The sequence below is a fragment of the Bradyrhizobium sp. SOJA106 genome, assembly GCF_059448745.1.
In genome coordinates this window covers 3,882,261-3,901,840 of record NZ_CM182549.1, presented here as the reverse complement: position 1 = coordinate 3,901,840, position 19,580 = coordinate 3,882,261, and the positions used below count along the sequence as shown (strand labels likewise).

The following is a 19,580-nucleotide window of genomic DNA, read 5'->3' as shown; positions in this document are numbered from 1 at the left end:
CCTGCGCTCCCCTTGTGGCGGCGCCGATATGGACGATGCCGAATTTCCTGACAACCGAAACGGTCTGCGCGAGGTTTAGAACCGTTCTTGTAGAACCGTTCTTGGGCTCGCCTCCGCCGGACTTCCGCGTCGCATTTGGCTGTCGCGCACACCATCTCCGGGCATCGCACAAGGTTTGCACGCTGATCGTTCACAGTCGGAAAATGCAGCACTGCACACCGTGGCGCCATGGTGCTGCCCAGACCGTGCAAAGCTTTCCAATTGTTTAGGATTCTGCACTGATAGTGCTGTTTACACTGGAACTTGGCGTGTATTATACAAGCGCGCTGGAACCCTACGATTGCCCCATAATTCGTTTAAGTAGGGCACAAGAGCCGACACGAGACGATATGCAAAAGTCCCGGCCGATCCTCTGGATTCTGATCATCGCGGCCGTGGCCTCCGCGGGTTACTATGGTTGGCAGAAATACGGCTCGCCCGACGCCGGAAAAGCCCAGACAGCGCAGAAAGGACCGCCGCGCGCGCCCGCCGTTCCCGTCAGCGTCGCGCCGGTCCAGAAGGCCGATTTCCCCGTCTACCTCACCGGTCTCGGCACGGTGCAGGGCTTCAACACGGTCCAGGTCCGCACCCGGGTTGACGGCCAGATCGACAAGCTCGAGTTCAAAGAGGGCCAGATCGTCAACGAAGGCGACCTTCTCGTCTCGATCGATCCGCGTCCCTATCAAGCCGCGCTCGACCAGGCAAAGGCGAAGAAGGCGCAGGACGAGGCCAATCTCGCCAATGCCAATCTCGAGCTCCAGCGCGCCATGAAGCTCGGCGAATTCGCGACCGCGCAACGGGTCGATACCCAGCGCTCCACGGTCGCCCAGCTCACCGCGCAGATCGCCGCCGACGAGGCTGCGATCGCCAACGCCCAGACCCAGCTCGACTACACCCAGGTCAAGTCGCCGATCACCGGCGTCGCGGGCCTGCGCCAGGTCGACATCGGCAACATCGTCAACGCCTCCTCGCAGACTGGCATCGTCACGATCTCGCAGGTCGAGCCGATCTCGGTGATCTTCACCGCGCCGGAGGACCAGCTTCCCTATATCAGTGAAGGCCAGAAGGCCGGCGCGCTCAAGGTGATCGCCTTCACCACCGACGGCAAGAAGACGCTGGCCGAAGGCAAGCTCGCGGTCATCAACAACCAGGTTGACACGACCAGCGGGACTATTCGGCTCAAGGCGGTGTTCGACAACAAGGACCACGTCCTGTGGCCGGGGCAGTCGGTGTCGACGCGCCTTCTGGTCCGCACCCTCAAGGACGCGACCGTGGTCCCGGATGATGCGGTTCAGCATTCCACCAACGGCCTCTACGCTTATACCGTCAACCAGGACAACAAGGCCGAAGTGCACAAGATCAAGGTCAGCTACGCCATCGACGGACGTTCGGTCGTCGACGAAGGCTTGAGCCCCGGCCAGCAGGTCATCACGGGTGGTCAATTCAAGGTGCAGCCCGGAAGCCTCGTCTCGACGACGGTGGCGAGCTCGGATCCGGCCCAGAACAAGGTACGACAGGAATGACCGAGGGCGGGATTTCGGCACCTTTCATCCGTTATCCCATCGGCACCTCGCTGCTGATGGCCGGCATTCTCTTTGTCGGTCTCGTCGCCTACCCCCTGCTGCCGGTCGCGCCGCTGCCGCAGGTGGACTTCCCGACCATCCAGATCACGGCCAATTTGCCGGGCGGCAGCCCCGAGACCATGGCTTCCTCGGTGGCCCAGCCGCTGGAGCGCCAGTTCGCGCAGATCCCCGGCATCGCCCAGATGACCTCGACGAGTTATCTCGGCACGGCCTCGATCACCATCCAGTTCGACCTCAACCGCAGCATCGACGGCGCCGCCAACGACGTGCAGGGCGCGATCAACGCCGCCAGCGGCCAATTGCCGAAGAACCTGCCCTCGCCGCCGACCTACCGCAAGGTCAACCCGGCCGACGCGCCGATTCTGCTGCTGTCGGCAACGTCAGAGACGCTGCCCTTGACCAGCGTCAGCGACGCCGTCGACGCCCAGCTCGCCCAGCAGATCAGCCAGCTCTCGGGTGTGGCCCAGGTCTTCATCGGCGGCCAGCAGAAACCCTCGATCCGCATCCAGGTCGATCCGGCAAAGCTGGTGGCCAAGGGCCTGTCGATGGAGGACGTGCGCAGCCAGATCGCGATCACCACGGTCGACAGCCCCAAGGGCAATATCGACGGCGAGAAGCGCGCCTACACGATCTACGCCAACGACCAGCTGACCCAGTCCAAGGACTGGAACGACGTCATCATCGCCTATCGCAACGGCGGTCCGTTGCGCATACGCGACATCGGCCAGGCGGTCAGCGGCCCTGAGGACGCCAAGCAGGCGGCCTGGGCCAACGGCAAGCGCGGCGTGTTCCTCGTCGTGTTCAAGCAGCCGGGCGCCAACGTCATCGAGACCGTCGACCGGATCAAGGCGACCCTGCCCCGCCTCGTGGCCGCAATCCCGCCTGCGATCAAGATCGAGCTCATCAGCGACCGCACCACCACCATCCGCGCCGCGGTCGAGGACGTGCAGTTCACGCTGCTCTTGACCATCGCCCTCGTGGTCATGGTCATCTTCATCTTCCTGCGCAGCTTCTGGGCGACCGTCATTCCGACCGTCACGGTTCCGCTGGCGCTGCTGGGCGCCTGCGCCCTGATGTGGGTGTTCGGCTATTCGCTCGACAATCTGTCGCTGATGGCGCTCACCATCGCGGTCGGATTCGTCGTCGACGACGCCATCGTGATGCTGGAAAACATCACGCGCTACATCGAGGAAGGCGAATCGCCGATGGCGGCGGCCTTCCGCGGTTCCAAGGAGATCGGCTTCACGATCGTCTCGATCAGCATCTCGCTGGTCGCGGTGCTGATCCCGCTGCTGCTGATGGGCGGCATCATCGGCCGTCTGTTCCGCGAATTCGCCGTCGTCCTGGCAATGACGATCTTCGTCTCGATGTTCGTGTCGCTGACGCTGACGCCGATGATGGCCTCGCGCTTCCTGCGCGCCCATGGCGAGGTGACCCACGGCAAGTTCTACCAGTGGAGCGAACGCGCCTTCGACGGAATGCTGCGCGGCTACGAATACGTGCTCGACCATGCCCTGGCTTGGCGGCGCACCACGCTCGTGATCTTCTTCGCCACGCTCGGCCTCTCGGTCTATTTGTTCGTGCTGATCCCGAAGGGTTTCTTCCCGCAGCAGGACGTCGGCCTGATCACCGCGACCTCGGAAGCCTCGCAGGACATCTCGTTCAAGGAGATGCAGCGGCGGCAGGTCGAGCTCGGCAAGATCGTGATGGAAGACCCTGACGTCGCCACCATCGCGATGAACATTGGCGGCAGCGGCCGCGCCGGCAACAACGGCAACATGTTCATCACCCTGAAGCCGCGCAACGAGCGCGAGGCCTCGGCGCAGCAGATCATCGCGCGGCTGCGTCCCAAGCTCGAGAAGGTGTCCGGCGCCCGCCTGTACATGCAGGCGGCGCAGGACGTCCGCCTCGGCGGCCGGCCGACGCGCACGCAGTTCGAGTTCACCCTGCAGGACGCCGATCTCGCCGAGCTCAACGACTGGGCGCCGAAAATCCTCGCCAAGATGCAAACGCTGCCGGAGTTGCGCGACGTCGCGACCGATCAGCAGACCCAGGGCACCACGGTCCAGCTCAAGATCAACCGCGACACCGCCTCGCGCTACGGCATCCAGCCGCAGCTGATCGACGACACGCTGTATGACGCGTTCGGGCAGCGTCAGGTGACGCAGTATTTCACCCAGCTCAACACCTACAAGGTGATCCTGGAGATCCTGCCGGAGATGCAGGGCAGCCTCGACAGCCTGAACAAGCTCTATCTAAAATCGCCGCTGACCGGCGACCAGGTGCCGCTGTCGACCTTTGCGACCTGGACCACGGATCCGGTCCGCCCGCTCTCGATCAGCCACCAGGGCCAGTTCCCGGCGATCACGATCAGCTTCAACCTCGCCCAGGGCGTCGCGCTCGGCCAGGCCACCGAGGCCGTGCAGAAAGCGATGGCCGATCTCGGCGCGCCGCCGACGCTGAATTCGAGCTTCCAGGGCACCGCGCAGGCGTTCCAGCAGTCGCTCGGCACCGTGCCGCTGTTGATCCTCGCCGCGCTCGTCGTGGTCTATCTGATCCTCGGCATCCTCTACGAGAGCTACATCCATCCGATCACGATTCTGTCGACCCTGCCCTCGGCGGGTGTCGGCGCGCTCGCGATCCTGATGGCGGCCGGCTTCGACTTCAGCCTCATCGCGTTGATCGGCATCATCCTGCTGATCGGCATCGTGAAGAAGAACGGCATCATGATGGTCGACTTCGCCATCGCCGCCGAACGCGACGAGCACAAGACGCCCGAGGAATCGATCCGGCAGGCCGCGCTGCTCCGCTTCCGCCCGATCATGATGACGACGATGGCAGCATTGCTCGGCGGCGTGCCCTTGATGCTCGGCCACGGCACAGGCGCCGAGATTCGACAGCCGCTCGGCTACGCCATGGTCGGTGGCCTGATCGTCAGCCAAGCGCTGACGCTGTTCACGACGCCTGTGGTCTATCTCTATCTCGACAAGCTCAACAACTGGTTCTCCGGCTGGGGCCGTTCGGGTGACGGCGAAGGCCGCGAGACGCACGAGCACCGTACCGTCAAAGAAGCCGCCGAGTAGCATTGCGAGCAGCCTTGCGCCGCGGCTGCCGCGACGCTACAGCGAGGCCCTCGGTTCACGCCAACGCGGTTTCGTCATGCTCCTGCAATCCAGACTTGTCGCCCTCGCTGCTGCCGTCCTGCTGTCGACCGGCGCCGCGTACGCCCAGCAGGGCGCCAAGAAGAACGCAGCTCCTGCCGCCGCGCAGCCCGCTCCCGCCCCGACGCAGCAACCGGCAGAAGGCACTCCGGGACAGCCGGGCTGGATCGTCCGCTGCACCAGCGCCAGCCGCGATGCGCCGCTGGAATGCGCGATGGAGCAGAACGCGGTGTTGACCAAGACCGGCCAGACCGTCGTGCTCATCAACATCCGCGTCGCGCCCGACACCCGCACGCCGATCGCGCTGCTGCAATTGCCGCTCGGCCTCAACCTGCCCGTCGGCGCCAAGCTCCAGGTCGACGAGGGCAAGACGTTCGACCTTCAGATCCAGACTTGTGAGAACCGCGGCTGCTACGCCTCGACGCCGATTGCAGCCGACCTGCTCGCCGCCCTGCGCTCGGGCAAGCAGCTCAAGGTCTCCTTCCAGAACATGGCCAAGGAGACGATCGCGATCCCGATGCCGCTGAACGATTTCGCGACAGCCTACGACAAGATCAAGTAACGGCCTCGCCGGGGCTGAGATCGCTCAGTCCACCCCGAGATAGGCCTTCTGCACCTGCGGGTCTTCCGCGAGCGCCGCGGCCGTGCCTGACAGCACGCTCTTGCCGACCTGGAGCACGGTGGCAAAGTCCGACACCTCCAGCGCGAGTTCGATCGACTGCTCGGCGAGCAGGATGGTGAGGCCCTCGCGATGCAGGCGGCCAAACGTCTCGTACATGGATTCGACCACGGCCGGCGCGAGACCGAGCGACGGCTCGTCCAGCATCAGGAGCTTCGGATCGCTCATCAAGGCGCGGCCGACCGCAAGCATCTGCCGCTCGCCGCCGGACATAGTGCCGGCGCGCTGGTTGCGGCGCTCCTTCAGACGCGGAAAGATCTCGTAGACGCGCTCCAGCAGCGCCGTCTGGCGCGATTTGTCGTGCAACGGCGTCGCGCCGAGCATGAGGTTGTTTTCGACGCTCTGTTGCACGAACAGCCGCCAGCCTTCCGGCGACAGGGCGAGCCCCTTGCGCACGATCGCAAAGGCCTTCTGTCCCGCAATCTCCTCGCCGCGGAAGCTGATCGATCCGGAATGCACGGGGATGAGGCCGGCGATCGCGTTCAGCGTCGTGGTCTTGCCGCCGCCATTGGAGCCGAGCAGCGCGACGACGCTGCCTTCGGGCACCTCCAGCGACACATCGGAGACGCCGATGAGGTCGCCATATCGCACTTCGAGGTGCTCGATCCGCAGAAGCGCTCCGCTCATAGGTCCGGCCCGCCCATCAGCTCAACCGGAGTGTGGCCGGCGGCGGCCTTGGCCGCGCGCGTGCCGAGATAGGCCGCGATCACCGCCGGGTTCGCGGTGACCTCGCGTGGGCTCCCGCGGGCGATCTCCTTGCCTTGATTAAACACCATCACGCGGCTCGCCAGCGACATGATCACTTCCATGATGTGCTCGACGATGACGAGCGTGATGCCGGAGTGGTGGATGTCGCGGACGAGATCGATCGCGAGCTTCACCTCGTTGGCGTTGAGGCCGGCCATGGCCTCATCGAGCAGCAGCAGTTTTGGCTCGGTCGCAAGTGCGCGGGCGATCTCCAGCCGCTTGCGGCCCGGCGTGCCGAGCGAGCGTGCCGGCGCATCCGCAAGACGGCTCATGCCGACACGCTCGAGCACGGCGCGCGCCTTCGCTTCGGCCTCCTTGCGATGCGAGGTGCGGAGGAAGGCGCCGATCATGGCGTTCTCCAGCACCGTCATGCCCTCGAACGTCTGCGGCACCTGGAAGGTACGGGCAAGACCGAGGCCGGCGCGCTGCTCCGGCGTGAAGTCGGTAATGTCGCGGCCTTCGAACAGCACGCGGCCGGAGGTGGCCTCGAGGTCGCCGGTGAGGCAGTTGAAGAACGTGGATTTTCCCGCGCCGTTCGGGCCGATCAGGCCGAGAATGTCGCCCTGCTCCAGCGTGACGGACGCATCGTCCACCGCCTTGAAGCTGCCGAACGCTTTTGTAATTCCGCGCGCCTCAAGGAGCATGGCTTGCTCCCTTCTCAGTCTTGCGCTTGCTCCGTCCCGTGAGCAGGCTGAGCAGGCCGCCGGGCTGGAAGCGCGCGATCAGCACGATGATCGCGCCATAGACCACGAAAGTGAGGCCGGCGCCCTTGCCACCGAGCCAGCTATTGGAGATCTCCTCCAGCGGCACCAGGATCGCGGCTCCCACCAGCGGACCGAACAGCAGCCCTGCTCCTCCCAGCGCCGCCATGATCAGGATCTTCACCGAGATCAGGATGCCGAGCCCGGACTCGGGATCGACGAAGCCGAACATCATCGCATAGAGCGCGCCGGCAACGCTCGTCAGCGCTGCACTCAGCATATAGGCGTAAAGCTTGGTGCGGCTGGCAGGCGCGCCGAGCGAGCGCGCGGCGCGTTCGGAATCCTTGATCGCGCGCAGGTAAAATCCCATCCGGCTGCTGGTCATCCACCAGGTGATGAGCAGCGTGATCACGAGGACGGCGAGGAAAAGATAGTAATACGGCAGCGACGACAGGAATGAGAGATCGAACATATTGCGCGGCACGGCTGGACCGGAGAGGCCGACGGCCGCGCCCAGCCATTCGGTGTTGGTGACGATCAGCCGCATGGTCTCGGCGACGGCAATCGTCGCCATGCTGAAATAGTGGCCTGACAGCCGCAGCGTCGGCACGCCGACGATCGCGGCGAGCCCGACCGCCAGCACGATGCCGCCGGGAATGCCGAACAGCGGCGACAGGCCGAATTTGGCGTAAGACCCCATCGCGGCATAGGCGCCGCAGCCGAAGAACACGACATGACCGACCGAGACCTGCCCGGCATAGCCGCCGACGATGTTCCATGCGGAGGCCGCGATGGCATAGAGCAGCACCAGCGCGCCGAGGCGTTGCTGGAACGGCGATGACAGCAGCAGCGGATAGGCGATCGCGAATGCCGCGACGGCCGAGAGCCAGATCCAGCGCCGCATCACGTCTTCCCCATCAGGCCCTGAGGCCGAAACCAGAGGAAGAACAGGAACAGGACATAGACGACGATGTCCTTGTAGACCGCGCCGATCAGATAGCCCGAGAGCGACTCGATGACGCCGATCAGGAGGCCTGCGACGAGCGCGCCCGGCACGCTGCCAAAGCCGCCGAGCGACACCGTGACGAAGGCGACGATGCCGAGCGTCTCACCGACGGTCGGCACGATGTAGAAGAAGTTCGCAATCAGCGCACCTGCGAGCCCCGTGGCGCCCGCCGCGATCGCCCAGGCGATCGCCTGCATGCTGTCGGGCCTGATGCCCATGAGCTGGGCCGCAGTCTGGTCCTCCGCCACCGCCAGCATCTTCGAGCCGAGCGAGGTCCGCGTCAGCAAGAGATGCAGGCCGAGCGTCACCAGCAGCGCGACGACGCCGGCCAGCAGCCGCGAGGCCTCGATGCGCAGGCCCGCGAATGCATAGGTGCCCCCGACGATGTTCGGCGGCATCGACAGGAAATTGGCGCCGAACCACCAGAACACGGAATAGCGCAGCAGCAGCGCGAGCCCGAAGGTGCCGAGGATCTGGGCCAGCATCGGCCCCTTCATGATGTCGCGGATCAGGCCGAAATAGACCACAACGCCGACGGTCGCGAGCACCAGCGTCGCCAGCGGCGCGCCGACGATGGGCCCTCCTCCCATCAGCGTGTAGACGACATAAGCGACGTACATGCCGAGCATGACGAAGTCGCCATGCGCGAAATTGACGATGTTCATCATGCCCCACACCAGCGTGAGGCCGGAGGAAAACAGGGCGTAGACGGCGCCAAGCAGCAGCCCGCCGACGATCACCTGCACGAGAACGAAGGACATGAGCCGCGTTGCTCTGATTCAAATCATTTGGAAAAAGGCGGGGCGCGCGGCCCCGCCTTCAAAAATCACCAGCCCTTGTAGGGCAGCACCGGCGGCTTCTCGGCATTGGTCTTGGGCCACACCGCGACATAGTTCTCGCCGTCCTGGAGCTGGATGATGGCGCCGGAGGCGAGGATGTTCTGGCCCTTGTCGTCGAACTTGACGCCCTTGTAGCCGATCATGAGCTGCTCGGGCTTCAGGTCCGTGGCCTTCAGCGCGGCCTGGATCTTGGCAGGCTCAGTCGAGCCGGCGCGGTCGATGGCGTCGGCCAGCACGAAGAAGCCCTGCATCTGCCGAGCGACCGTGTCGTCCATCTCCTCGCCGCTCTTCTTCTTGTACATGTCGGCGATGATCGCGGACGGCGAGCCCGACGGACCGACCACCCAGGACGAGCGGTTGAAGACGCCTTGCGAAATCTTGCCGACCGCCTTGGTGAAGGACGGATCGGAATAGCCGGCATCGTCGGCGAGCAGCACGGCCGGCTTGTAGTCGAGCGACTGCATGGTCTTGGCGAACAGGATCGCGTCCGACGTGTAGCTGATCATGATGACGACGTCGGGCTTCTTGTCCTTGAGCTGGAGCACCTGCCCCTGCACGTCGGTCGCGTTGACGGGATAGGCGACGTCGAGCGCGATCGGCTGGCCCTTGTCCTTGAAGGCGCCGGCGATCGTGTTCGCGACCGAGGTGCCGTATTCGGTGTTGTCGTGAACGATCGCGACGCTCTCGGTCTTGGCGCCCTGCGCCTTGAGGTCGGCGAGGAACTCGACATAGATCTTGGCGAAGTCGGTGGCGATCGGCGTGGTCCGGAAGAACCATTTGAAGCCGCGCTCGGTGAGATTGGCGGCAACCGACTCCGAATTCAGGAACGGCACGCCGTATTTCTCCGCGATCGCGCTCGAGGTCAGCGTCACGCCGGACTGGTAGGAGCCGAACACCGCGGCCACCTTCTCTTCCGTGATCAGGCGCAGCGCCTGGTTCTGGCCCGTTGCCGGGTTGCCCTGGTTGTCGGCGATGATCACCTCGACCTTGGCACCGCCGAGGCCGGCAAGGCCTGCGTTCTTCGCGAGTGGGAAATTGCCAAGCTCGGGATGAGCGTTGTTGATGATGTCGGTTGCGACATCAAGCGCTGCCTTGGCGTGTGCGCCGATCGAGGCGGTGCCGCCGGACATCGGCATGATCACGCCGATCTTGACGACCTTGTCCTGCGCCTGCGCGACGGGCGCCAGCGCAAGCGATATCGCGGCTACGCAAAGCAGCCCGGTGAGATGCTTCAAATTCATGAAATCAGACCTCCCAAAGGGTTTCCCCGACCAAGATTTTTGGAAGCCGTGGCTAAGCGCCCGCTTCCGTTTGTTTATCCCTGGCCTTGGGAGGATGGCATGACGGCCGGATACCGGCAAGGTGAAACGGGGTACCTCCGATGTTGCGCGCGGGGCAAGCCGCGTTCTGTCTGGGTCGTTCGATATGAACCCAACAACCTCCACGCCTTTCCCTCACGGAGACAAGTCGCGTCGTACGGCGCCTATACGTTCTGCATGGCAAAGACGTTGCGCGAGCGGCGCGATCGCGGCACGAACACGTCGTTCAGGAATTAGCGACCTCGTCCGGAAGCGGCGCAGCTGATCGCCCGCGCCGGCCAGACGAGGCATTGTGCCAATCGAGGCGCCGGGACCGCGACGTTCGTCGGGCAAAGCTTGCCCGACGGTTGCCTCAACGGCAGGCTTGCCTATGGCGAGTGTGCCTGAAGCAGCGTCGTGAAGCCGCCATAGATCATGCGCTTGCCGTCGAACGGCATGTCGCCGCCCTTGAGTCGCGCATCGGCCATCACCTTCTTGTTGACGGCATCGCGGGTCTCGCGGTCGCGGTAGATGATCCAGGAGAACACGACCACCTCGTCCTCTTTCGCCATCACCGCGCGCGGAAACGAAGTCAGCTCGCCATAGGGCACGTCGTCGCCGATGCACTCGACGTAATCAAGCGCGCCGTGCTCCATCCAGACCGCGCAGGCCGTTCGCGCCAGCGCCTTGTAGGCCTCGATCTTGTCCTTGGGCACGGCCAGCACGAAACCATCGACATAGGGCATTTCGGATCTCCTTGGGTTGTGTATCCAAGGACGATGGAACGGGGCCCGATCCGACCGGGCTGGGCTGAGGCAAACCGTCGCGAGCCACGGCGTCCTCATGGGTGCCCGCGGGTCAAAGCTCCGTGCACCGCGGCGCTTGCCAGCCCAAGGCCGAGCGGGTAGAACGCTGCCACGCCTGAGCCGTGATTTGCGCCAAACGCGCTTCCGGCCACAGCCGGACAAAGTCAATAAGCTATTGAATTTGCCCGGCTATTCCGTTGGGGAATGGTGTAACGGTAGCACAACAGACTCTGACTCTGTTTGTCTTGGTTCGAATCCAGGTTCCCCAGCCAATTCCGGGCGTTTTCCCTAAGTAAGCCCTGCTTTTGAACTGTTCGGACCACGGCTAGTCCGGCGCGAGCGTCGCGAGGCCGGCCTCGATGATCGTGATCTCCTCACTGACCTGCGCGATGGCCTGCTTCGGATCGACGTGACCGAGATCAACTGCCGCGGCAGATCCTGCCTGTGCGCCAGGATGTCGTGAAGCGCATCGCGGTCGTTCAGCCGTACATAGCCTCCGACGATCAGTTCAAGGGAACGGGACGTCGTACTCTCGATACGCGGGATTACGGTTTGAGCCCTGAAAATATAGCAATCGCCGCCTTCGAAGTGAGCGCCATGTCGCGTCAACCTTGACCGTAAGGCTAACGGCCCGGGCGCGAAACCGCCGCGCCCGGAAAAGCGCGGCGCATTTTTCCGGATCATGCTTTAGTTCGGGCGTCCGATGTTGACGACGATCTCGCCCCTGCCGTGTGCGATCATGACCTGCCCGTACTCGTCCTGCGGCGGACTCTCCTCATAGCGCAGCGGGATCGTGGTGATCTCCTCCAGCGCTTCGCCGCTCAGCTGCTGCGCGCTCACGTCGAGGATCAGGATCTTCGGATTGATGCCCTGCGGCGAGCGCTTGGTCAGGCGGGCCTGCCACCCGTTACTCGGCACCCTGACGTCGCCGACCATGATCAGCTTGGGCGGGGCGCCCGGTTCACGGTCGATCCAGGCCTTGAAGGTGTTTCTCAGCAGGACAGTCATGACGCGTCCCTCCTTTGCCAAGTTGCGCGATCCTTCAGTCACGGGCGCAACATAGGGGGCGAGGCGAAGCGGAACGTGAACGGCCCGTGAATTGGGGTCTCCCGACGCCGCTTGACGGGTGGGATTTCCGGAAAGCGACCTATTCTCCAGTCGCAGGAACCTATTTGCCGGCCGACGCTGACGGGAACCGCGCGACCGCGCCGAGCCGCGCGGGTTCCGCTCCAAGGTCGGCAGACGAGCCAACCAGGCTCGTTCCCTCAAGCATGATCCGGAAACGTGCGCTGCGGTTTTCCGAATAGACCATGCTCAAACAACAGCCTGCTAAAGCGCGATGACGATTCATCCGCCCTGCCGCGGCTGATGCAGCGACGACCAACGTGCAGGATCTCGCGATCAAGTCAGGGCTGTCGAGCTGAGCGGCCGTTAGATCACGATGTGATCGAAATCGGCGGCGATCCGGCTGTTCGGGAAGATTCTTGCCGCTTCGGTCAGGATCTCGTCATCCGCGTAGCGTCCCGACATATGGGTCAGCATGAGCTGGCCGACGTTGTTCGCGGCCGCAAAGGACGCCGCCTCTGCCGCGGTGAGATGGCCGTAGTCGCGTGCGGTCGACGCATCGCGATCGAGGAACGTCGCCTCGATCACCAGCAAGTCGGCATCTGCAACGTATTGCGACAGCCCCTCGGTGGTCTCGGTATCGCCGACCACAACGAGCTTCTTTCCGCCGCTCGGAGGTCCGAGCACGTCTTCCGGATCGATGGTTCGGTCGGCGATCACGACCGGCCGTCCCGCGGCGAGCTCGCCGCGCATGGGGCCGTCGGGAACGCCGAGCGTCGCGAGGTGATCGGACAGAAGATGGCGGCGTGCGGGACTCTGGAAGGAGAAACCAAAACTGTCGGTGTCGCGGTGGCGAACCGGAAAACAGTCGATGGTGAAATCGCCGTCGTCGAGAACCTGTCCTTCGGTGAGCGGCGCGAACGACACCGCGATCGGCGCCCTGCCCGCACCCCACAGGCCTGCCAGCATGCGGATCACGATATCGAGCGTGCCTTCCCCGCCGTGAATGGTCATCACGCCGGAGGTCTGCCGCAAGCCCAGCGTCGAGAACAGGCCGGGAATGCCGAGCACGTGATCAAGATGGCCGTGCGTCAGCAGGATGCGGTCGAGCCGCCGAAAGCCGGCACCACTGCGCAGCAATTGCCGCTGCGTGCCCTCGCCGCAATCGACCAGGATGCGCTTGCCCGCAGCTTCCACGAGCAGCGCCGGATGGTTGCGTTCCGCCGAGGGAACGCTGGCCGAGGTGCCGAGAAATGTCAGGGCGAACATGTGCGTCAATTGTCCAGCGGTTTTGAAGCCGCCTTCAATCGATGGACGGCCTCACCGTCCCCAATGCCACGCGAGCAGCAGCGCGTATAGGCCCATCGAGGCGGCATAGAGCGCGGTGAGCAGCGCATAGCCCGCGATCTGGCGACCGATCGCGGCCTTCGGCGCGATCCACCAGTCCAGCGCCTTGAAGGCGGCGGGCACCAGGCACCAGCCGAGCAGCTGGGTGCTGACGAGATTGCCGATGAAGAGGGAGAGCCAGACCGGCACGCCATGACTGTCGATCAGCGGCCTGCTGATGAAATAGCCCCAGAGATACACGACGGGATAGAGCACCAGCAGCACGATAAGGTTGCTCTTCCAGATGAAGCCGGGCCCCTGCTCCGGTGCCTCAAGCTTGCCGGCCGGGAACCAGAAATTGAAGCCGTAGCTCGCCCGCTTCACGTTCATGCCGGCGTTGAAACGCTCCCCCTCTTTCAGCAGCGTCTGCCGCGACGGCGATTCGAGCCAGGCATTGAGATTGGCATCGCTGTCGAACGACAGGATGATGATCCACTCATCGTGCAGGCCCGGAATCGGCCGCTCGATCTTGTGCCGCAGGAATCCCCTAAACTCGGCTTCCGCGGCCTGGATGCGTTGCTGCCATTTGAGGAACGCATCCTCGAGCCCATCCGGCACCTTGAAGGAGATGACGGCGGAGACTGCGCTATCGCGCTGGACGCCGGTGTCCGGCAGGATATGGACATCCTCCGAACCGACGAAGTAGCGCTGCACCTCTCCGATCAGTTTCGCGCGCACCTCGCTCTGGAGCCAGGCGCGGGCGGCGGCAGGGCTTGCGAAACGCACGATCGTCACCCAGTCCACATGGGCGGGCGGCTGCGGCGGCACCACCTCCTGGCCGAGAAAGCCAGGCCAGGTCTTGAGCACCTCGCCGACCTCGCCGTTCCAGCGCGCGAACGCGGCGAAGCCGTCATCCGCGATGCGGCGCTGGATGACGAGAGCGACCGGCTGGCCGGCCGTATCAGGAGATGCGCTCATCGCGTCGGCTTCAGCTCTTCTTGTAGAGACGCTTGCCCATCACCCAGGTCTCGTCGACGCATCGGTCGTCGCCGACCATCATGACGGCGAACAGCATGTTCGCGGCTTCGTCGACCGTGCGCGGGCCGGCGCCGTCGGCGACCAGCGACTGGTGCCAGGGCTGCGCCAGCTGCCCCGCATTGGGATCGAGCGCGACGAAATCGGCCTCCTTGCCGGGCTCGAAATTGCCGAGCTTGTCATCGATATAAAGGCCTTCGGCACCGCCGAGCGTGATCGACCAGAAGCCGCGATAGGGCGAGAGCTTGTTGCGCTCGGCCTCGGCGAGATCCTTGCGCGCCGGATCGATGCTGCCGTCGAGCATCGTGTTGTTGCACATGCCGACCTTGTAGGCGTCGTCCAGCACGGCGATCATCGAGAAGCGGTTGCCGCCGCCGACGTCGGTACCGAACGACATCTTGACGCGATGCTCCGGATCCGTTGCGCGGCCGAGACGGAACAGGCCGCTGCCGAGGAACAGGTTGGAGCACGGGCAGAACACCACCGCCGCGCCCTTCTTCGACATGCGGCGGAACTCGTTGTTGGAGAGATAGACGCCGTGGCCGCCGGAGAATTTCGGGCCGACCAGGTCGAACTTCTCGTAGACGCCGAGATAGTCCTGACAATCCGGATGCTCGACCAGCACGCCGGTGCATTCGGCCGGGTTCTCGGAGATATGGGTGTTGACCCAGCAGTCTGGGTGCTCGTGCTTGAGGCGCTGGCACGCCTTGAGCAGCTCCGGCGAGGCGCCGAAGGCGAAGCGCGGTGTGATGGCGTAGAGGTTGCGGCCCTTGTTGTGGTACTGCGCGATCAGCCGCTTGCTGTCGCGATAGAAGTTCTCGGGCGTGTCGATGAAGTCGGCCGGCGCATTGCGGTCGATCCCGGTGAGGCCCGCGATCACGCGCATGTTGCGCCTGCTGGCTTCCTCGAACAGCTCTTCGGTCGAGACCGGCGAGGAGCTGGTGAACGCCTGGCAGGTGGTGGTGCCGGCGGCGAGCAGTGCGTCGAGAAAACGCTTCGCGCCCTCGCGCGCGTAGTTGCGATCCTTGTACTTGATTTCCTCGGGGTAGATCGACTTCTGCAGCCACGGCAGCAGCTGCTCGCCATAAGCCCCCAGCACGCGGGTCTGCGGCAGATGGATGTGGCCATCGATGAAGCCCGGCAGAATGATGCGGTCCTTGATATGGGTGATCTCGACGCTCCGATGCGCGGCGGCGATCTTGTCGTAGGGACCGAACGCCTTGATGACGCCATCCGCGACGACCATCAGGCCGTCCTGATGAAAGCGTGCGGCGGCCTGCTCGTTGCCGATGTGCTTCCAGGGATCGTCGACAAAGTCGAAGAACGTGCCGCGAATGCCGACGGTGGTCATGAGGAGGTTCCTTCCTTAAGTCTGTGTGGCGTTGCGCGCCGAGGGCAGCGAGATCGCAAGCAGCGCGCCCGCGATGGCGCAGAGGCCGAGATAGAGCCAGCCGATCGGCGCCTGCGTCGTTTCGGGCAGCACCGCCGCGATCGCCATGGCGCCGCTGACGGCGAGATAGCAGAGCGCGCTGATGAGGCCGCCGATCAGGCCGTGGTCGCGCTCGAACAGGCCGAGCGCCATGCCGTACATCATCGGGCACAGCACGCCGCAGCCGCCGAGCACCAGCGCGCCGCCGATCGTAATCGACGTGAAATCAAGCCCGACCGTCGTGCCGGTTGCGGTCAGGACCGCAGCGCCAGCAAGGAACAGCGCGAAGGCGCCGAAGCCCATGACACGGGCCGGTAAAAGCTGCGCGAAATGCGCGCAGCCGAGCTCGCCGGCGAGATTGACGCCGCCGAGGCCAAGCGCGACGAGGCCGTAGATGGCCGCCGAATGGCCGAGGCCGGTCTGGTAGAAGAACGGCGCAACGACGCCGAAGGCGAGCTGCGCGCTTGCAGCGGCCGCAAACACCAGCACGAAAGCGAGGAAGCCTGGACGGACAAGCGCATCGCGCAAGATGCCGGCGGTGCGGCGCGGATCGAACGGCGCGCGGCGATCTGTGGGCAGCGTTTCGGGCAGAAGAAACACCACGATGGTGGCGACGATGGCCGCGGCGATCGCGATGACGATGAAGACCCCGCGCCAGGACGCCAGCTCGACGATGAAGCCGCCGGCCGCAGGTGCCAGCACCGGCGCAAGTCCCCAGGCTGCGCCAAGCAGGCCGGAGATCGCGGTGAGCTCACGGCCGCGAAAGCAGTCGGCCGCCACCGCATAGGCGACGACGAGGCAGGTGCAGCCGCCGATGCCTTGCAGGAAGCGCAAGCCCAGCAGCAGCGAGGCGCTAGTGGCGAGCGCGCAGGCGATGCTCATCGCGATCAGCACCGACAGCCCCGCGAGCAGGACGTTGCGGCGGCCGAGCGTGTCGGAGGCGATACCGACAGGCACCAGCGCCAGACTCATGCCGAGCATGTAGGCGGTGACGGTATTCTGCATCGCGGCGGGATCGGCGGCGAGATCCACCACCATCTGCGGCAGGCCGGGCGTGTAGGCATCGAGCGGAATCTGGCTGAACGGCACGACGCACAGCAGGATCGGCACGATCCCACTTCTGGCGCGACCGGCGTCCGAAGCAAGTGCAGTCATGGCTTACGCCCCCTCAGTGCCCGCGGGCCCCGTCTTTTCGTGCGCGCAATGAGAGGCGACGATGCAGGTTGCGGTATTGACGCGCGGAGCGTGCCAGAACTGTGTGTAGAAACTCTTAGGAGGTTCCGGCCCACCCTGGCGGCTCACGCCGCGACACGGTGGGACGTGATGACGCTCCAGTTAAATGCGAAAACAACCCCATGCACAGTAGGAGCGGATCGAAATCATTCACCGATTCTTAAAATCCGGGAAAAGCGAAATATTGACTTGCTCCGTCGGGCAAAACAGGTGCAGAATTGCATCATCGCCGACCGTCGGCTCCCCGCCAGAGCGGGGCCATTTACAGTTAGGAAAGCACGGTCGTCTCGAACAATGGTATTCGCCAATCGGCGGACAGGTCTGGTGCCTGTTGCACGGCCCCTCTCGTCCCCCTTCCGAGATCGTACGTTCGATGCCCCAGGCCATCTGTGGGGGAATAGCTTCAACGCGGCAATAAGATAGAATGGAGCTTATGATGAGCGCGGATGGCGTTGACCTGGACTACGGCTCGATCGGCACGCTTCTGAGCGCGTTGCACGCGCGCAAGATCTCCGCATCGGAGTTGCTCGAACACACGATCGGGCGCATCGAGGCCCTGGACAGCCCGATCAACGCCATCGTCGTTCGCGATTTCGATCGCGCGAAGGCGGCCGCGCATGCCGCCGATGCCGCGCTCGGACGCGGCGAGCGGCTGCCGCTGCTCGGCGTCCCCGTAACCCTCAAAGAGCCATTCAACGTCGCCGGCTTGTCGACGACCTGGGGCTTTCCGCACTTTAAGAATTTTAAGCCGGCCGAAGATGCCCTTGTCGTCTCGCGGTTGAAGGCGGCGGGCGCCGTCATCATCGGCAAGAGCAACATCCCGATCGGCTTGCGCGATTTCCAGAGCTACAATGAGATCTACGGAACGACCAACAATCCGTGGGATCTCGGCCGCTCACCCGGCGGCTCCTCGGGTGGATGTGGCGCGGCGCTGGCCGCAGGGTTCGGTCCGCTCTCGATCGGCTCGGACATCGGCGGCTCAATCCGGGTGCCCTCGCATTTCTGTGGCGTGTTCGGCCACAAGCCGAGCCTCGGTCTCGTCCCGCTGCGCGGATACAGCCTGCCACCGGCACCGCCCGTCCCCGGCCAGGGCGATCTCGCCGTCGTCGGGCCGATGGCGCGCACCGCCTCGGATCTCGCATTGTCGCTCGACGTGATTGCCGGCCCCGACGAGATGCGCGACGGCATCGGCTACCGGCTTGCTCTGCCCGCCCCGCGCCATGGTCAGCTCAGGGATTTCAGGATTCTCGTGATCGACACCCATCCGCTGATGCCGACGAGCGACGCCATGCGGTCAGCCATCGGACGATTGGCGGAACGGCTCGAACGATCGGGCGCCCGCGTCGCTCGCACAAGCGCATCGCTGCCCGATCTCGCGGAGTCCGCGCGGCTCTACATGAAGCTGCTCAATGGCGCGCGAAGCCCGCGACTGACACCAGCCGCCCTCGCCGAGGCGCAGGAAGCTGCCGCAGCGCTCACGCCCGACGACCGCAGCCTGCAGGCCGAGCGCGCCCGCGGCTGGGGCATGATCCATCGCGATTGGCTGGCGGCTGATGCGGCCCGCCTGCAGCTGCAGCAAAAGTGGTATCAGCTCTTCCGCGAGTTCGACGCGGTGATCTATCCGGCCGCCGCCGTGCCCGCCTTTCCGCATGACCATTCCGAGCCGTTCGAGGCGCGGAAGCTCGACATCGATGGCAAGCTCTACAACTATTCCGATGCATGCTTCATTTGGGCCGATCCCGCCTCGACCTGCGGACTGCCTGCGACCGCCGTTCCGATCGAGCGCACGCCGTCGGGCCTGCCGGTCGGCGTGCAGATCATCGGACCGTATCTGGAGGACCGCACAACGATTGCACTGGCGGGATTGATCGAACGCGAGTTCGGCGGGTTCGTCCCGCCGCCGGCGTTGCCGGGATGAATCAGGTTCTGTCCACCGACTGCGCCTCAACCGCCTGCACCGCGACGCTTGCGACTTGCCGCAGCGCTTCGCGGTCCGCGCCCGATGACGCCATCACGCCCATACCGACGGACACCGCCGAGACATAGCGAGCGAGCGCGGCCGGATCTGACGTGTCCTTGAGATCGCCCTCCGCCTTGGCGCGGACAAAACGCTCGCGGAGCTGGTCCTCGTTCTGGGCGCGGCGGGCGGCGAGCTCAAAGGGGACGTTCTCGGAGCCGGTGCCGCAGGCAATTCCGCCCTGCACGAGCAGGCAGCCGGGCGGATTGGCGGGATCGGTCTGCTTGTCGGCGATGCCCATCAGCATTCGCTCGGCGACCTCGCGGGCGGTCGGGGCCGCGACGACCTCGTCCATCCAGACGCCGCGCAGCTTGGTGTAGCGGTCGAGCGCGGCCTTCAGCAGGCCTTCCTTGTTGCCGAAGCAGGCATAGAGGCTGGGGGGATTGATGCCCATGGCCTCGGTGAGCTGGGCAATGGTCGCGCCCTCATAGCCATGGCGCCAAAACACTTCCATCGCCCGGTCCAACGCCGTCTCGGCGTCGAATTCGCGGGGGCGTCCCATGCCCATGTGCCCGTCTCCTTGGACTTCACGTTCTGCCTGAGGCTTAACGTCAAATCCTATCTATTTGTTCTAGCTTACTTTTTTCAGCGCCTTCCAATTGTCGCGGTATGCAGC

Annotated in this window: 16 protein-coding genes and 1 tRNA gene; 5 read left to right on the top strand and 12 right to left on the bottom strand. The window is 64.7% G+C overall.

Annotation, left to right across the window (positions count from 1 at the left end; genetic code table 11):
- Positions 1-389: 389 nt before the first annotated feature.
- The 3 genes from AC5V87_RS17720 (at position 390) to AC5V87_RS17710 (ending at position 5,345) form a co-directional block, all read left to right on the top strand.
- Positions 390-1,562 carry an efflux RND transporter periplasmic adaptor subunit gene (locus AC5V87_RS17720; RefSeq protein WP_456838970.1) on the top strand — a complete coding sequence of 391 codons (1,173 nt, stop codon included), beginning with the start codon at positions 390-392 and terminating at the stop codon, positions 1,560-1,562.
- Positions 1,559-4,705 carry a multidrug efflux RND transporter permease subunit gene (locus tag AC5V87_RS17715; protein ID WP_495371702.1) on the top strand — a complete coding sequence of 1,049 codons (3,147 nt, stop codon included), beginning with the start codon at positions 1,559-1,561 and terminating at the stop codon, positions 4,703-4,705. The genes AC5V87_RS17720 and AC5V87_RS17715 overlap by 4 nt, the downstream gene beginning before the upstream one ends.
- A gap of 76 nt (positions 4,706-4,781) precedes the next feature.
- Complete coding sequence (locus AC5V87_RS17710) at positions 4,782-5,345, top strand: invasion associated locus B family protein (RefSeq protein WP_456838972.1); 564 nt, start codon at positions 4,782-4,784, stop codon at positions 5,343-5,345.
- Positions 5,346-5,369: 24 nt separating this feature from the next.
- Here AC5V87_RS17710 and AC5V87_RS17705 read toward each other — a convergent pair whose 3' ends face one another.
- The 6 genes from AC5V87_RS17705 to AC5V87_RS17680 form a co-directional block, all read right to left on the bottom strand.
- Positions 5,370-6,089 carry an ABC transporter ATP-binding protein gene (locus tag AC5V87_RS17705; RefSeq protein ID WP_456838973.1) on the bottom strand — a complete coding sequence of 240 codons (720 nt, stop codon included), beginning with the start codon at positions 6,087-6,089 and terminating at the stop codon, positions 5,370-5,372.
- Positions 6,086-6,853: an ABC transporter ATP-binding protein gene (locus AC5V87_RS17700; protein WP_495371701.1), complete on the bottom strand. Its 768-nt coding sequence runs from the start codon at positions 6,851-6,853 to the stop codon at positions 6,086-6,088. Before AC5V87_RS17700 ends, AC5V87_RS17705 begins: the two co-directional genes overlap by 4 nt.
- Positions 6,843-7,814 carry a branched-chain amino acid ABC transporter permease gene (locus AC5V87_RS17695; protein ID WP_495371700.1) on the bottom strand — a complete coding sequence of 324 codons (972 nt, stop codon included), beginning with the start codon at positions 7,812-7,814 and terminating at the stop codon, positions 6,843-6,845. The genes AC5V87_RS17700 and AC5V87_RS17695 overlap by 11 nt, the downstream gene beginning before the upstream one ends.
- Positions 7,814-8,677 carry a branched-chain amino acid ABC transporter permease gene (locus AC5V87_RS17690; protein WP_456838976.1) on the bottom strand — a complete coding sequence of 288 codons (864 nt, stop codon included), beginning with the start codon at positions 8,675-8,677 and terminating at the stop codon, positions 7,814-7,816. Before AC5V87_RS17690 ends, AC5V87_RS17695 begins: the two co-directional genes overlap by 1 nt.
- A gap of 65 nt (positions 8,678-8,742) precedes the next feature.
- On the bottom strand, positions 8,743-9,996 hold the full coding sequence (locus AC5V87_RS17685) for an ABC transporter substrate-binding protein (RefSeq protein ID WP_456838977.1): 1,254 nt from the start codon (positions 9,994-9,996) through the stop codon (positions 8,743-8,745).
- Positions 9,997-10,442: 446 nt separating this feature from the next.
- Positions 10,443-10,799 (bottom strand): DUF1428 domain-containing protein, encoded by a 357-nt coding sequence (locus tag AC5V87_RS17680; protein ID WP_456838978.1) that lies wholly within the window; start codon positions 10,797-10,799, stop codon positions 10,443-10,445.
- Between the two features lie 258 nt (positions 10,800-11,057).
- Between AC5V87_RS17680 and AC5V87_RS17675 the strand changes: the two genes are divergently transcribed.
- Positions 11,058-11,131 (top strand) — tRNA-Gln (locus tag AC5V87_RS17675).
- 415 nt (positions 11,132-11,546) lie between these two features.
- Here the strand turns inward: AC5V87_RS17675 and AC5V87_RS17670 are convergent.
- From AC5V87_RS17670 to AC5V87_RS17650, 5 genes are all read right to left on the bottom strand, one after another.
- Positions 11,547-11,867 carry a hypothetical protein gene (locus AC5V87_RS17670; protein ID WP_495371699.1) on the bottom strand — a complete coding sequence of 107 codons (321 nt, stop codon included), beginning with the start codon at positions 11,865-11,867 and terminating at the stop codon, positions 11,547-11,549.
- 423 nt (positions 11,868-12,290) lie between these two features.
- Positions 12,291-13,193: a ribonuclease Z gene (rnz, locus tag AC5V87_RS17665; RefSeq protein ID WP_456838981.1), complete on the bottom strand. Its 903-nt coding sequence runs from the start codon at positions 13,191-13,193 to the stop codon at positions 12,291-12,293.
- Positions 13,194-13,244: 51 nt separating this feature from the next.
- Positions 13,245-14,228: an antibiotic biosynthesis monooxygenase gene (locus AC5V87_RS17660; protein WP_495371698.1), complete on the bottom strand. Its 984-nt coding sequence runs from the start codon at positions 14,226-14,228 to the stop codon at positions 13,245-13,247.
- A gap of 10 nt (positions 14,229-14,238) precedes the next feature.
- Complete coding sequence (gene guaD / locus AC5V87_RS17655; RefSeq protein ID WP_495371697.1) at positions 14,239-15,636, bottom strand: guanine deaminase; 1,398 nt, start codon at positions 15,634-15,636, stop codon at positions 14,239-14,241.
- Positions 15,637-15,651: 15 nt separating this feature from the next.
- Positions 15,652-16,869, bottom strand: coding sequence for a multidrug effflux MFS transporter (locus AC5V87_RS17650; RefSeq protein ID WP_456838983.1), 1,218 nt, complete (start codon positions 16,867-16,869; stop codon positions 15,652-15,654).
- A 514-nt stretch (positions 16,870-17,383) separates the two neighbouring features.
- On the opposite strand from AC5V87_RS17650, the gene AC5V87_RS17645 reads away from it, so the two are divergent.
- Positions 17,384-18,865, top strand: a complete 1,482-nt coding sequence (locus AC5V87_RS17645; protein ID WP_495371696.1) for an amidase — start codon at positions 17,384-17,386, stop codon at positions 18,863-18,865.
- A 1-nt stretch (position 18,866) separates the two neighbouring features.
- On the opposite strand, the gene AC5V87_RS17640 is transcribed toward AC5V87_RS17645, so the two are convergent.
- Positions 18,867-19,472 (bottom strand): TetR/AcrR family transcriptional regulator, encoded by a 606-nt coding sequence (locus AC5V87_RS17640; RefSeq protein ID WP_456838985.1) that lies wholly within the window; start codon positions 19,470-19,472, stop codon positions 18,867-18,869.
- Positions 19,473-19,580 lie beyond the last annotated feature (108 nt).